General features: G+C 61.8%; 14 protein-coding genes. 6 read left to right on the forward strand and 8 right to left on the reverse strand.

Annotation, left to right across the window (positions count from 1 at the left end; translation table 11 throughout):
- Nucleotides 1-35 precede the first annotated feature (35 nt).
- The 4 genes from AC4CWH_RS14005 to AC4CWH_RS14020 form a co-directional block, all read right to left on the reverse strand.
- Nucleotides 36-2,549 (reverse strand): ligase-associated DNA damage response DEXH box helicase, encoded by a 2,514-nt coding sequence (locus tag AC4CWH_RS14005; RefSeq protein WP_491319205.1) that lies wholly within the window; start codon nt 2,547-2,549, stop codon nt 36-38.
- A gap of 207 nt (nt 2,550-2,756) precedes the next feature.
- On the reverse strand, nt 2,757-3,401 hold the full coding sequence (locus AC4CWH_RS14010) for a YitT family protein (RefSeq protein WP_491319206.1): 645 nt from the start codon (nt 3,399-3,401) through the stop codon (nt 2,757-2,759).
- Complete coding sequence (locus AC4CWH_RS14015; protein ID WP_491319207.1) at nt 3,401-4,060, reverse strand: YitT family protein; 660 nt, start codon at nt 4,058-4,060, stop codon at nt 3,401-3,403. Before AC4CWH_RS14015 ends, AC4CWH_RS14010 begins: the two co-directional genes overlap by 1 nt.
- Before the next feature lie 101 nt (nt 4,061-4,161).
- Nucleotides 4,162-5,115: a class I SAM-dependent DNA methyltransferase gene (locus AC4CWH_RS14020; RefSeq protein WP_491319208.1), complete on the reverse strand. Its 954-nt coding sequence runs from the start codon at nt 5,113-5,115 to the stop codon at nt 4,162-4,164.
- 144 nt (nt 5,116-5,259) lie between these two features.
- Between AC4CWH_RS14020 and AC4CWH_RS14025 the strand changes: the two genes are divergently transcribed.
- Together AC4CWH_RS14025 and AC4CWH_RS14030 are read left to right on the forward strand one after the other, a co-directional pair.
- Entirely contained in the window at nt 5,260-5,526 is a 267-nt protein-coding gene (locus AC4CWH_RS14025) for a DUF6460 domain-containing protein (RefSeq protein WP_491319209.1), read from the forward strand.
- Nucleotides 5,526-6,020, forward strand: a complete 495-nt coding sequence (locus AC4CWH_RS14030; protein ID WP_491319210.1) for a CAP domain-containing protein — start codon at nt 5,526-5,528, stop codon at nt 6,018-6,020. Before AC4CWH_RS14025 ends, AC4CWH_RS14030 begins: the two co-directional genes overlap by 1 nt.
- A 305-nt stretch (nt 6,021-6,325) precedes the next feature.
- Here the strand turns inward: AC4CWH_RS14030 and AC4CWH_RS14035 are convergent, their stop codons facing one another.
- Together AC4CWH_RS14035 and AC4CWH_RS14040 are read right to left on the reverse strand one after the other, a co-directional pair.
- Nucleotides 6,326-7,408: a quinone-dependent dihydroorotate dehydrogenase gene (locus AC4CWH_RS14035; protein WP_491319211.1), complete on the reverse strand. Its 1,083-nt coding sequence runs from the start codon at nt 7,406-7,408 to the stop codon at nt 6,326-6,328.
- Nucleotides 7,408-7,752 carry a DUF952 domain-containing protein gene (locus AC4CWH_RS14040; RefSeq protein WP_491319212.1) on the reverse strand — a complete coding sequence of 115 codons (345 nt, stop codon included), beginning with the start codon at nt 7,750-7,752 and terminating at the stop codon, nt 7,408-7,410. The genes AC4CWH_RS14035 and AC4CWH_RS14040 overlap by 1 nt, the downstream gene beginning before the upstream one ends.
- Before the next feature lie 167 nt (nt 7,753-7,919).
- On the opposite strand from AC4CWH_RS14040, the gene AC4CWH_RS14045 reads away from it, so the two are divergent.
- The 3 genes from AC4CWH_RS14045 to AC4CWH_RS14055 all read left to right on the forward strand — a co-directional run bounded on the left by AC4CWH_RS14045 (nt 7,920) and on the right by AC4CWH_RS14055 (nt 10,075).
- Nucleotides 7,920-8,321 (forward strand): hypothetical protein, encoded by a 402-nt coding sequence (locus AC4CWH_RS14045; RefSeq protein WP_491319213.1) that lies wholly within the window; start codon nt 7,920-7,922, stop codon nt 8,319-8,321.
- Between the two features lie 151 nt (nt 8,322-8,472).
- On the forward strand, nt 8,473-9,138 hold the full coding sequence (locus AC4CWH_RS14050; RefSeq protein WP_491319214.1) for a response regulator: 666 nt from the start codon (nt 8,473-8,475) through the stop codon (nt 9,136-9,138).
- 271 nt (nt 9,139-9,409) lie between these two features.
- Nucleotides 9,410-10,075: a S24 family peptidase gene (locus tag AC4CWH_RS14055; RefSeq protein WP_491285448.1), complete on the forward strand. Its 666-nt coding sequence runs from the start codon at nt 9,410-9,412 to the stop codon at nt 10,073-10,075.
- A 21-nt stretch (nt 10,076-10,096) separates the two neighbouring features.
- Here AC4CWH_RS14055 and AC4CWH_RS14060 read toward each other — a convergent pair whose 3' ends face one another.
- Nucleotides 10,097-10,972 (reverse strand): transporter substrate-binding domain-containing protein, encoded by an 876-nt coding sequence (locus AC4CWH_RS14060; RefSeq protein WP_491319215.1) that lies wholly within the window; start codon nt 10,970-10,972, stop codon nt 10,097-10,099.
- Between the two features lie 95 nt (nt 10,973-11,067).
- On the opposite strand from AC4CWH_RS14060, the gene AC4CWH_RS14065 reads away from it, so the two are divergent.
- Nucleotides 11,068-12,939, forward strand: coding sequence for a glycosyltransferase family 2 protein (locus tag AC4CWH_RS14065; protein WP_491319216.1), 1,872 nt, complete (start codon nt 11,068-11,070; stop codon nt 12,937-12,939).
- 13 nt (nt 12,940-12,952) lie between these two features.
- Here AC4CWH_RS14065 and AC4CWH_RS14070 read toward each other — a convergent pair whose 3' ends face one another.
- Complete coding sequence (locus AC4CWH_RS14070; RefSeq protein ID WP_491319217.1) at nt 12,953-13,930, reverse strand: glycosyltransferase family 10 domain-containing protein; 978 nt, start codon at nt 13,928-13,930, stop codon at nt 12,953-12,955.
- Nucleotides 13,931-14,104: the final 174 nt, after the last annotated feature.

Here is a 14,104-nt window from a genome sequence, read left to right on the forward strand (position 1 = left end):
CCGGTCCCGCCGTTCCCCGTCTCTGTTGACCCCGCCTAGCCCATGGCCTCGGCAATCAGATCCTCGGCAGCCTCTGCCAGCACCGCATCCTGCGCTTCGCCGGCGACCGGCTCGCGGCCTATTTCCAGCATGACTGGCACGGCAAGCGGCGACACCCGATCAAGCGGACGATGCACCACATGGTCCTTGATTCGCGCCAGCATAGCGCCAAGCCGTGCCAAATCCAAAAGCCCTGATGCCGCATCCCGCCGTGTGGCCTCCAGAAGCACATGGTCCGGCTCGTGGCTGCGCAGCACGTCATAGATGAGATCGGTGGAGACGGTGACCTGCCGGCCGGTCTTTTCCTTGCCGGGATGCCGCCGCTCGATGAGGCCGGAAATCACCGCGCAGTTTCGAAACGTGCGTTTCAGCAGAAAACTTTCATCCAGCCAGGCCTCCAGATCGTCGCCCAGCATGTCCTCGTCAAACAGGTCGGCAAGGCTCAAACGCCCCCGCGCAATCATCTCGCCGATGTCGTTGAGGCCCCAGATGGCGAGCGAATAATCGGTGGCAACGAAACCCAGCGGGCGGGCACCGGCGCGTTCCAGCCGGCGCGTCAACAGCATGCCGAGCGTCTGGTGCGCCAGCCGGCCTTCGAAGCAGTAGGCGATGAGAAAGAAGCGCTGGCCACGGGGAAAGGTTTCGACCAGCAGTTCGTCGCGCGCCGGCAGCATGGATTTTTCCCGCTGCAAGGCCAGCCAGTCGCGCACCTGATCGGGCAGCACATGCCAGCGGGCGGGATCGGCAAGCATGGCCCGCACCTGATCGGCCAAGTAAGTGGAGAGCGGAAACCGGCCGCCGGCGTAAGCGGGGATCTTTGGATCGAGCGAAAAGGCGTTGGAGACGAGGCATTCGTTTTCGCGGATCCCCTCAAACCGCAGCACCTTGCCGGAAAACAAGAACGTGTCGCCCTGCACCAGCTGCTCGAGGAAATATTCCTCGACCTTGCCGAGCGACATGCCACCGCGCCCGATCGCCCCTGCTTTCGCGCCGCGCTTGACGAGCCGCACATTGAGTTCCGCCGCTTCCACGATCGTGCCGAGGTTCATGCGGTATTGCTGGGCGATCTGCGGATTGGAGACGCGCCACCGCCCCTCCTTCGTCCTGCGGATCTTGGCATACCGTTCATAGGTGCGCAGCGCATAACCGCCGGTCGCGACGAAATCGACGATGCGCTCGAACATTTCCCAGGAGAGTTCGGCATAGGGCGAGGCGCTGGTGATCTCGCCGAAAAGCTCCAGCGGCTCAAAAGGTTCGGCGCTGGCCATGCCGAGCACATGCTGGGCCAGCACATCCAGCGCGCCCTCACCGACCGGGGGCGTATCCTGCGCGCCGAGATAATTGGCATCGAGCGCTGCCTGGCACTCCATCACCTCGAAACGGTTGGCGGGCACGAGGATCGCCTTCGACGGCTCGTCCATGCGGTGGTTGGAGCGGCCTATGCGCTGCGCAAGCCGCGAGGCGCCCTTGGGGGCACCGACATGGACGACCAGATCGACATCACCCCAATCGAGGCCCATGTCGAGCGTCGAGGTGGCAACGACGGCGCGCAGGCGGTTGGCGCTCATGGCGGCTTCCACCTTGCGCCGCTGCCCGGCATCGAGCGAGCCGTGATGGAGGGCGATCGGAAGGTTGTCCTCGTTGATCGTCCAGAGTTCCTGAAAGATCAGCTCGGCCTGAAAGCGCGTGTTGACGAAAATCAACGTCGTCTTGTGGCGGCGGATTTCCTCGTAGACCTCGGGGATGGCATAGGTCGCGACATGGCCGGACCAGGGGATGCGCTTTTCGCTTGAGAGGATCTTGATATCGGGTGCTGCACCGCCCGTGACATGCACGAGGCCGGCCGGCGGCGCTGGCGCATCGTTTGACCCGCCGTTTTGCGGCACCAGCCAGCGCTGCAGGTCCATGGGATCGGCAACGGTTGCCGACAGGCCGATGGTGGTGAGGCCGGGGGCAAGACGGCGCAGGCGCGCAAGGCCGAGCGACAGAAGATGGCCGCGCTTGGAGGTGACGAGCGAATGCAACTCGTCCAGCACAACATATTTCAAATCCTTGAAGAAACGTCCGGCATCCTTGTTGGCGATCAGCAGCGCCACCTGCTCCGGCGTTGTCAGGAGAATATCCGGCGGGTTGAGCTTTTGGCGCTGACGCTTGGATTGCGGCGTATCGCCGGTGCGGTTTTCCACCGAAACCGGCAGCCGCATCTCCTCGACCGGCTTCATCAGGTTGCGCTCGATATCGACGGCGAGCGCCTTCAAGGGCGAGATGTAGAGCGTGTGGACGCCGGTAAAGGCCGCACCCGGCGCAAGCTTGCCCCGCCGGGTGAGATCGGTGAGCGAGGGCAGGAAACCGGCGAGCGTCTTGCCCGCCCCGGTCGGCGCAATCAGCAGCATGTTCTCGCCGCCGCTTGCGCGCGCGAGAAGCTCCATCTGGTGGGCGCGCGGGCTCCAGCCCTTCAGCGCAAACCAGTCCGTGAACGGGCGCGGCAGGAGATCGACGGTCTGGCTCAAGGGTTCGGCAGGGCTGTTATCCACGAGGCCTAAGGTAATGTGTCGCGCGGGAATGAGAAGGGGCGTCCCAGCCTATCCCTCAATTCCCTCGGACGGGCTGCAAATGGCAATTTCTGTGCTTCCGGTGTCACGTGCCAAATGTGCGCTCCGCTCCGGTTCTCGAAATCACCATTTTCGCCGCGCCCGAGAGAATTCCGGAACAGGCTGTCACCGCACGATATAGCGATCCGTGCGGTGGTTGATCGCAAGCGTGAGGTTGAGTGTCAGCGCCGCAAGGATGGACAAAATAATCACCATCGGCGTGGCAACGAAAAAGGAGAGCGCCAGCACGACGCCATCGAGCCCCAGTTGCACGAAGCCGGCGCGCCAGCCGAAGCGGTCCTGCAGATAAAGCGCCAGGATGCCGAAGCCGCCGAGGCTTGCGCGGTGGCGAAAGAGGGCGAGCATGCCGGTGCCGATCAAAAGCCCGCCAAAGAGAGCGGCCACAAGCGGATGGATGTCCTCGATGTGGATCAGGCCGGGCAACACTTCTGTCAGCACCGAGGTGAGCGCCACGGCGGAAAAGGTTTTGAGCGTGAAGGCAAGACCAAGGCGCCGATAGGCGATCCAGTAGAACGGCAGGTTGATGAGGAAAAACACCACCCCGAAACTCAGCCCGCTGGAATAGCGCAACAGGAAGCCAAGGCCGGCCGTGCCGCCGATCAGCAGGTGCGCGGAGGAGAGCAGCGTGACGCCGAGCGCTGCCAGCATTGAACCGGCGGCGATGCCCTGAAAATCCTCGATGAGCGAATGGCGATCGGGGCTGGAGGCCCAGAGGCCGATCGGGGTCTTTTCGCTGCCTGTTTTTGCCATCAGCGCACCACGATATAACGATCAGAGCGATGGTTGATGGCGAGAAACAGGTTGAGGATGACGGCGCCGAGAATGGACCACATCACCACCTGCGGCTCCAGCACCAGAAAGGCTGCCGCCATGACGCCCGTATCGAAGGCAAGCTGGATGAGGCCGGCCTGGATGCCGAAACGCTCCTGGATATAGATGGCGAGAATGCCGACGCCGCCAAGACTTGCCCGGTGCCGATAAAGCGCCAGAAGCCCGTATCCCAGCAGCAGCCCGCCCATCAGCGCGCCCCAGAACGGGTGCAGGTAATCGATGACGAGGAAACGCCCCTCGATTTCGGTGATGACGGAGACAAGGCCGATGGCCAGAAAGGTCTTTGCCGAAAAGGCAAGGCCGAGACGGCGGAAGGAGAGGTAATAGAACGGCAGGTTGACGATGAAAAACAGCAGGCCGAAAGAGATGTGGAAGGCATAATGGATGAGGAAGGCGACACCTGCCGTGCCGCCGGTCAAAAGCCCGACGCGGTTCAGCAGGTAGAAGCCAAGGCCGGAGACCAGCGCGCCGGTGAGCAGACCCTGGCTATCCTCCAGCAGCGTATGCTGGGAGGGATCGGCGCTGTAGAAGCCGAGCGTTTTCTTCTGCGAAAGAACCGTTGCCTTCTTTTCCGACAAGACTGCTTTTCCCCTTTTTGATGGGGGCAATTGTGCACCGCAAAACCCGCCCCTTCAAGATGGTGCGGAGGGTCCCTGTCAAAAGGAAAGAAAGCGCGTGCTCAGGCGCAAAGCCGGGCAAGAAACAGAATGCCGAACACGGTTTTTCCGGCATCCATGCGAATGTCGGTCTTCATCAGGTCGAGAACCTCGAACCCCGTCTCGGCAAGACTGTCCCGCACATAGGCCTCATGATGGGCGTAGCGCAGCGATGGCTGCAGGCAAAAGCCCGGTTCGGCATCGCCGCCATCTTCGATGGTTTCAGCATCTTCGACGGAAAAGGCAAACAGCCCGTCCGGCTTCAAGAGGTCACGCGCAAGGGAGAACGGCGTGTCGAGGCTGCCGAGATACATCATGACATCGGCGGCCGAGACCAGATCGGCGCGGTGTGCTGGCAGATCGGCGGAGAACAGACCGGAGCTTTCCGCGGGTTCGGACAGATCAGCCTGACCAAGATGCTGGTACAGCCCCTTCTCTCCGGCTTTTGCCAGCATGTTGGCGGAGAGATCAAAACCTTCCAGACGGTCGCTTGCCGGCGCCACCTCAAGCCCGAACAGGCCGGTGCCGCAGCCGAGATCGACGGTCAGCGCAAAGGGTGCGTGCGGGCGCACGAGACGAAAAAGCTTTTGCGGCACGCTGTAGTTCAGTTTTTCGATCAGCGAGGCTTCGAACCGGTCGGCATAATCGTCAAACAGGCCTTCGACATAGGCCGAAGGCGGGCTCTCGGGCGTGGGAGCTGCGCCCAGCAGTGCAAGTTTCAGCGGCGCGCCAAAAATGCCGGGTTCGTCGAGGTCGGCGGCGCGGCGATAGGCATTAACCGCCTCAGACGTCAAACCCGCCTTCTCGAAGAATTCTCCCAGCTGAAACCAGCCGGCGGCCCAGACGGGGGCAAGCTCCAGCGCCTGCGCCATCAGGTCGGCGGCAGCACCGGCATCGCCAGAGTCCAGCAACATGCGGGCATAATCGGCGCGGCGATCGGCGATCACGTCGCCGGACGAGAATTGGATGGGGGTCATTGGTTTCGATGCGCAAGAGGATGCGCGCTTCTGGCTGAAGCCACAAAAAAATACAAGTTCTATCGCAGGACGAGACCGGGCTGCTTGCGACAGCCGGGCGGCGGACCTATGTCTCTCACCACGTAACCACAAAGGAAAAACGGCATGGCCGACCAGATGAGCAGGGTTCTCGGAGACAGTCCGGGCCGCACCATCGTCAAACTGATCGTCGTGTCGCTGATCGTCGGCTTTGTCATGGCCGTGTTCGACGTGCGCCCTTGGGATGTCTTTTACGGCATCCGCGATTTCGTCATCGATCTCTGGCATCGCGGTTTCAGTGCGCTGGGCGCCGTGGGTGATTACCTGATCCTCGGCGCCACCATCGTCATTCCCGCCTTCATCATCCTTCGTCTTTTAAGCTACAGGCGCTAATGTCCCGTTCGATAGACCTTCTGGCCCGCCGCGGGTTTCTGCTTGTCTCGGGCGGCGCTCTTGTGACGCTTGCCGGCTGCACGCTGACCCGCCCCGCCATTTCGATTGCCGGCGCCACCGATGATACGCGCGCAGCGCTGCCGCTCGTCAATGCGCTGCGCCAGAAACACGGCCTGTCCTCCCTCTCCGCCAGCAGGCCGACGGGGCAGGCTGCGGCCGAACAGGCAGTGCGCATGGCAAAGGCCGGCGAGATGAAGCACCTGATCGGTTTTGGTGACGATTTCGGCGACCGCATGAAACGCAACGGCGTGCCGCTGCCGGCGGCTGAAAACATCGCCAGCGGCCAGTCGAACGTCACCGATGCGGTGCAGGCCTGGATCGATTCCCCCAAACATCTCGTCAACATGCTCGGCAATTACCGCGCGGTCGGCGTAGCCGTTGCCCGCGCACCTGCGACATCGCGCACCTATTGGGCCATGGTGCTGTCGGCCTGACGCGGCTTGGTTCCAGGATTTTCGCAAGGACAGGATGACGTCAACGCAACCTTACCGCGTCATCTCGGGGGAGGTGGCGGAGGCGTGCCGATGCTGATGTCACGTGGTTTAGAAACGCGTTGCCTCGGCCACGGGATCGATCCACATCAGCAACCGGACCAGCAGCACGGCCAGAAGAAGGTCAACGATCACGGTGATCGGCCGGCTATTCTTCAAGATCATCAGGCACCTTGCGACAAACAGCGGAAGCGCCAGGCGCAACCGAAGATACACGAGAGATGCAACAATAACCCTAGCGTGCCACTTTACAAGGGGTAAGCGTTCCACTTTTCCAGATGGCGTGACTTCTCCTCGAAAATCGAGGTTGCGCCTATGCGTTGCATCTCCGCAGACAGTCCGCGCACGATCTCGGCGGCAAGACCGGGACCGCGATAGACCATGCAGGAATAGACCTGCACCAGATCCGCCCCGGCGCGGATCTTTTCGAGCGCCGTCTCTGCCGAGGACACGCCGCCAACGCCGATGATCGGCAGGTCGGGGCCGATGCGTTTGCGCATGCGGGCGAGCACCGCCGTGGAGCGGGCAAACAGCGGTTTTCCGGAAAGCCCTCCCGCCTCGCCGGCCTGGCGGACATCCTTCAATCCATCACGGGCAAGCGTGGTGTTGGACACGATCAACCCATCGAGCGCATGGGAGAGAACCTCGGCGGCGATATCGTCCATGCCCTCTTCGGTGAGATCCGGCGCGATCTTCAGGAAGACCGGAACCCGGCGCCCGGTGCGTACCGCCTCCTCATCGCGTGCCAGAAGCACCGCCGACAGCAGCGCCGACAGGCTTTCCCGCGCCTGCAGGTCGCGCAGGCCGGGCGTGTTGGGCGAGGAAATGTTGACGGTGAAATAGGAGGCGAGCGCGGCAAACCGGTGAATGCCGGCGACATAATCGGCGATGCGATCGACGCTATCCTTGTTGGCGCCGATATTAACGCCGACGATGCCGCGTGTCTTCAGGGCCGACAGCCGTGCATGGGCGGCCGCATGGCCTTCATTGTTGAAACCCAGCCGGTTGATGACGCCTTCATCCTCGACAAGGCGGAAAATGCGCGGGCGCGGATTGCCCTGTTGCGGCTTCGGCGTCAGCGTGCCGACCTCCGTGAAGCCAAAGCCGAGCCGCAGGATCGCCTCCGGCACTTCGGCATTTTTGTCGTAACCGGCTGCAAGCCCCACCGGATTTTGAAATTGCAGCCCGGCAACCGTCACCTTCAGGCGCTCGTCCGGCACGATCCGGCACGATGGCACAAGACCGGACTTCAGCGCGGCGATGGAAACGCCATGCGCGGTTTCCGGATCGAGCGTGAACAGCGCGTTGCGGGCAAGGTTAAAAAGCGACATCAGACAATCTCCGGGAACTGATGGGTACCATCGGCAAGAAGCGGCAGCGGCGTCTCAAAAAGCACGGCCGAGAGCGGCAGAGGGGCGTAAAGATGCGGAAACAGCGCACCGCCGCGCGAGGTTTCATAAACGAGGTCTGCGCCGAGACGCGCGCCATCCACCGCCACCAGAAGCAGGCCCTGCTGGCCGGCAAAATGGCGGGCTGCGGTCTCCTGAAGCTGTGATGCGGTGGAGAAATGAATGAAGCCATCGGCGAGATCGACGGCTGCCCCTTTGAAAACACCAGTTTCCCGTGCCGCCTGCCATAAAACATCCGGCACGATCTTATATATGATACCGCTCATCCTCGGCCCCTCTGCCAGTGGAGACGAGGCAGGCTTTGCCGCAAACCGCAACCATTGTCCATGCCGGCGAAGCGAGGGCGACGAGATCACGCCCGAGACGGGCCAGAAAAAGGCCGGCACGCGGACCAGGGAAACGGGAGCATGATATGCGGATAGGATTATTTACCTTGGCAACCCTCATCACGTTTGGCGCGGGTCCGGCACTCGCACAGGACGCCCAGGCGTCGCTGGCGGATACGGCGCGCTACCGGCTGGAAAAGACCGAAACCGGCTTCATCCGGCTTGACCAGAAGACGGGGGCCATCACATTCTGCCGCGAGACGGCGTCTGAATTGACCTGCCGCATGGCCGCCGACGAACGGGCCGCCTATGATCAGGAACTCGACATGCTCGCCAAACGGGTAACCGCCCTGGAAGCAAGATTGGACCGCCTCGCCTCGTCCGGCCCCCCTGCAAGCGAGGCGGAAATCGAACATTCGCTGTCGATCATGGAGCGCTTCATGCGGCGTTTCATGGGCCTGGTCGAAGAATTCCGCCATGACGGCGCACCCCAGCCTGACCGCAGCTGATGCCGGCGCCATCCCGGATCACAATGGTCCGGGTGCGATGGCAGCAGCGCGTAAATGTACCCGCTGAAACTTAGACTTGTTTCACCATGGCATGCGGTTTAAGAATGGCTCGGGACGGACGCAGACTATGCTCTTGGGAGGGGGCGTGGACATGCAACAGCTTAAAATCATCATTGCAGACGATCATCCACTGTTTCGCGGCGCTTTGCGCCAGGCGTTGCACGACATCGCCGACGGCTCCTCGATCACCGGTGCCCCGTCAATCATTGAGGCCGGCACGTTCGAGGCGGCGCGCGAGGCAACACAGGCCCATCCGGACGCCGACCTTCTGCTTCTCGATCTTTCCATGCCCGGTGTCAGCGGCTTTTCCGGCCTGATGTCACTGCGCAGCGACATGTGCAGCCTGCCGATCATCATCGTCTCAGCCAGCGACGACACCGCAACCATCCGGCGCGCGCTGGAGCTTGGCGCCTCCGGCTTCATCTCGAAATCCTCCGGTCTCGACGACATCCGCACCGCCATCCGCACCGTGCTGGACGGCGGCATCTGGGCCCCGGACGAGATGGCTGGACGCTGCGACCAGGACCCTGCCCTGGCCGAACTGGTGGAACGGCTGAGAACGCTGACACCGCAGCAGAACCGCGTTCTGTCCATGCTGGCCGAGGGGCTGTTGAACAAGCAGATCGCCTATGAGCTTGGCGTGTCCGAAGCCACGATCAAGGCCCATGTTTCCGCCATTCTCCTGAAGCTTAATGTCGACAGCCGCACGCAGGCGGTGATCAAGCTTGGCAAGGTCAACATGGCGATGGTGGCCTAAGAGGCTTCCGCTTCCTTCCTTCAAGCGGACGGTGGCGGCGCGACCAGGGCGCCGTGAGGATTTTATTCCTTTTCTTCTTTACTCGGGCACAGGCATTCATTAGAGATAGGCAGACAGGCGGCGTGAGTTTCACGCGGCTTCGACTGTTGTTTTGGATGCAGGCGTCGTTTCATTGCGCGAGCGGATCAGGTCCGGTGACTGCGCCGGCAGGTTTGACCTTGCGACGCTTGCCGCAGGAGGCGCCTGTTGAAGGCGCGGAGCAAGAACGGTGATGTTGTCGCACGATACGATCTGGAAGGCGATCGATACGCTGGCCGAGCGTCACCGGATGACCGCATCCGGCCTTGCCCGCCGCGCCGGCCTTGATCCGACCTCGTTTAACAAATCCAAGCGCCTTGGCCCCGATGGGCGGCTGCGCTGGCCCTCGACGGAATCGATTGCAAAGGTTCTCGAGGCAACCGGGGCTTCGATCGACCAGTTTTTAAGCTACCTGCCGGCGGAGATGGAGCATGGAAGCCTGCCGGAAGGCGCGTTCCCTCCCCAGCGCGGCGCCATTCCGCTTCTGGGCTTTGCCCAGGCCGGCGCCGGTGGCTTTTTCGATGATGGCGGTTTTCCAGCCGGCCAGGGCTGGGATGTGGTGGATTTTCCAACCGACCCGACACACAAGGCCGGCGTTTACGCGCTGGAGGTTCAGGGCGATTCCATGCTGCCGCTTTACCGCGATGGCGACCGGCTGATCGTCGAGCCCGGCGCACAGATCCGCCGCGGCGACAGGATCGTGCTGAAAACCCGCGAGGGTGAAGTGATGGCCAAGGTGCTGCTGCGCCAGAGCGCCCGCACCATCGAAATCAGTTCGCTGAACCCTGCCCATCCCAACCGCGTATTCGACATGGCCGAGGTGGAGTGGATTGCCCGCATCATCTGGGCAAGCCAGTGACGGGCGCCGGTCCGTATAAAGTCAATAAAACCCGTTGGGGAAATACCGCAGGTAAATCTCCTGCAGCCGTCCCTTGCGGGAAAGCTCAGCCAGCGCATAATCGAAAGCGGCCACCACCTGCGGCGTGTTGGGGCGTGCCATCAACATCAAACCCTCGCCGAGAAAGCGCTCGGACAGATAGGCGCCGCCAAACAGCGTGCAGCAGTTTTGCGAGGCCGGACTTCCCACCCAGAAGGGAAGCCGCAGCGCATCGGAAAACACCGCATCGAGTTTTGCCGTCTTCAACGCCTCCAGCATGGCCTCCTGGCTGTCGAAGGAAACGGCGCGGATTTTCGGGAAAAAGGCCTTCAACATTTTCTGATGGACCGTGCCCTCGACCACGCCGACCGGATGGTCACCCAGCGCTGCGGCATCCTCTCCGGTGAGCGCCACCGACCGGTTTTTCGCAAAACGCGCGGGTATCGTGATGTAGGGACGCGAGAAGGCAAATTTTTCCCGCAAGGCCGGCGTCACGGCGATGCCGGCAGCCACCGCCTCCCCATCTCCCGCCAGCAGCGCCGCCTCCAGATCGTCAAACGGCATGGCCTGGATCTGGCATTTCGCCTCTATGGCGAGTTCCGCACAAATTTCCCGGATGAGATCGACATGAAAACCGGAGAGCTTTCCCGTCTGGTCGACAAAACTGAAGGGCGGGAAGTCCACCGTCATCAGCACCCGCAGACGCGGCAGGGTTGAAAGATCCGGTTTCGCCAGCCGCTCGTTCGCATCAAACAGCACTGGCATGTCCGACGTCTGCGCCGATGCCCAAACGGGGACAAATACCGACAATAACATCAAAATCCGGAGAAACAGGCTCTTCTTTCCAAGAGACCCCTGAGATTTGATAGGTGAAACCATGGCGTGTGTGTCTATGATCCAAGTGGGGAAAAGTCGGCGAAGAACTCAGTCAACGGTGTATCAGCTTGACGGACATGGGGGAATATCCGCCCACGATGGCGGATCTACGGAATGTTGTCCTCACACATGGACAATGGCCGGCAATCTTTCGGGCGAAAACCGAGGTGGACATTCTGTCGGCGCTCGGTTTTGCGACATCGACCATTGCGCGGCTGGCCGAGAGGGCCAAGCACAACGGCACGACCGTCGAAAACGAGATGCTGTATGATGGCACGGTGGAGGAAAACACCTATTACCGCACGATTGCGGACTACTTCCACCTCGCTTTTCTCGACACCATCGATCCGGCCCACCTTGTCGACATGGCGAGCATGGACACGCAGCTGGTCTTTCCCTACCAGGTGCGACTGACCTATCCCAATCGCATGCCGCAGATCGCCATGGTGCCACGAGCGGAAAAACTGCCGGAGTTTGCAAGCCTTCTGACACGCCTGCCGGAACTTGCCAGCACTCTGGTGGTCACCACGCCGAGCGCGCTGCGCCGTGCCGTCTGGGAGGCAGGCTCGGCCCGGCGGGTGCGCAAGGCAGCCAGTGAGCTTTTCGAACTGCAGCCGGATCATTCGGCGCGCATCGTGGCGACGGGTCGCCAGGGACTGGTTGTCGGCACGTCCGTTACAGCCACCGTCTGCGCCTGCATCATGCAGCCACAACTCCTGCTGCCACTCGTGCATGCCACCGTGTCGCTTGCCTATCTTGCTTCGCTTTCGCTGCGCTTCGTTGCCCTGTTTCAACAGAAATACCGCAAACGACCGCCAAAACCCGCAGCCGTTCCCACAGGCCCGCCGCCGGACTATACGGTGATGGTGGCAATCTACCGCGAGGCCGGCATGGTGGGTCAGCTGGTTTCCAGCCTGGAGCGGCTGGAATGGCCCCGGTCGCGTCTTGATATCAAGCTGGTCTGCGAGGAAGACGACACAGACACCCTGGCAGCGCTTGCCGCCCTCCACCTGCCGGTTTATTTCGAGGTGGTCACCGTTCCCCCCTATCATCCGCGCACGAAACCGAAGGCGCTCGCCTATGCGCTTCCGGCAGCCAGAGGCGAGTTTCTGGCCATCTTCGACGCGGAAGACAGGCCCCATCCGCATCAGCTCATCGAGGCCTATGAACGCTTCCGCGCCAGCGGCCCGGAGCTTGCCTGCCTGCAGGCGCCGCTGATCATCGCCAATGTCGATGAAAGTTATGTCAGCACGCTGTTTGCGGTGGAATATGCAGCCCTGTTTCGCGGTCTCCTGCCCATGTTGTCCCGTTACCGCATGCCGCTGCCGCTCGGCGGCACGTCCAACCATTTCCGCACCGCCGTGCTGCGCAAGGTCGGCGGCTGGGACCCGTTCAACGTGACGGAGGATGCCGATCTCGGTCTGCGGCTCTACCGGCTCGGCTACCGGTCCGAAACGCTGCGCTGCCAGACGCTGGAGGATGCGCCGGTGTCACTGCCGATCTGGACCGGCCAGCGCATCCGCTGGTTCAAGGGCTGGCTGCAGACCTGGCTGGTGCTGACCCGCAACCCGATCCTGACCGGCCGGCAGATGGGGCTCAAAGCCACCATCGTCTTTCACCTGATGATCGGCGGCATGCTGCTGTCTGCCCTCCTGCACCCGCTGATCCTGCTGTTCATGGTGAACGCCGGGCTGACGCTGATCCACACGCCGCTGTCAGACATCCCCGGCACCGATCTTGTCCTGATGCTGCTCGACACATCAAACGTGCTCTGCAGCTACGTCACGTTTCTCGGTCTTGGCGTCGGCTCGATGATCGGCATTGAAAAGCTGAAGGTCGGCCATCGCTGGCTCGCCGTTCCGCTGCACTGGATGATGACCTCCTATGCCGCCTGGCGGGCGCTGAACGAGTTGCGCACCAACCCCTTTTTCTGGAAAAAGACGCCCCATCGGCCAACCCGCAAGCGGTGAGCCGGCCGAACACTCAGCGGTGGCGCCATACCTTGCGCTTGGCATTGAGCTTGCTCAGCCACGAGCGCTGGCGCGGTTCGTTGCGGCGCACGAAGATCGCGGCATAACCATACCGCGTCCGGCGTCGCGCTGCCTCCATGTCCTGCCCGAGAATGAAATTGAGGAAGGCGGCAAGTTCGTCGCGGCGACGTGCCGGATCATTGCCATCGGCAAACACCGGTTCGTTCAGCATGGCGACCATCCGATCCGGATCCTCCGCCAGCGCCATGACATGGGCGATGCAGCTGTCATCGTCTTCGAAATCATGCCGGTTGATGAAGGCGCGCGGATTGAAATCGAGAGCCACCTTCGGATTGCCCCAGTAAATGGGAATGCAGCGGGCGGCAAAGGCGTGAAAAAGTTTTTCGGTGGTGTAACCGGGGGTGCTCGAATTTTCAAAGGCCATGGAAAAATTGAACCCGCTCATTACCGACACCTTGGCGCTGACCGGATCGAGCCCCTTCACGTGATCGAAGCGATCATCGTTGCGCAGGTGCCGCCCGAGCGAGGTGACCGGACGCTGCGCTGACAGGCGATGAAAAAACCCGTCTCGCACCGGATCGGCCCGTCCGTTCGAATAGATGAAGGTGCAGAAGCCGCGCGCCTCAAGCAGAGTGGCATCCACCGGCGCCCGCCGGTGCGCCGCCTCGGCACGCTCAGGATCGCAGAAATACAGCGGATAACGCAGATGCCGGTCTTCGAGCACCAGATAATCGAAACCGATGGCATAATCGCAGATGTTGAAATCCGGGCGCACATTCTCGCCGGTAAAAAACACCCGCAAGCAATCATAAGTGCGATGAACGGTTCCGAAGCACGAATAAAACACGATATCCGGATTTTTCTCATCGAGAACGACACGGATGTCAGGCGAGATCACATCCATCAGGAACAGGCTCTGCGGATCGAACTCGGGCCAGAAGTCGGTGTACCAGATTTTGACTGTCTTCATGACCGCTCCCGTTGCGACCCTCCATCCGGGATATCGCTCGCGCGCGGTGATAATGCCTTTGTACGCCAGATGACAAGAGCCTCGTAACGGTCTTGCAAGACGCTTGCTGCCCGCAGAACGGAAATGGTATGGCCGCTGTGGCGCGGCAGGCAATGGTTGCTGCCGATTCTGGTG

Source organism: Neorhizobium sp. PAMB6716 (assembly GCF_058242805.1).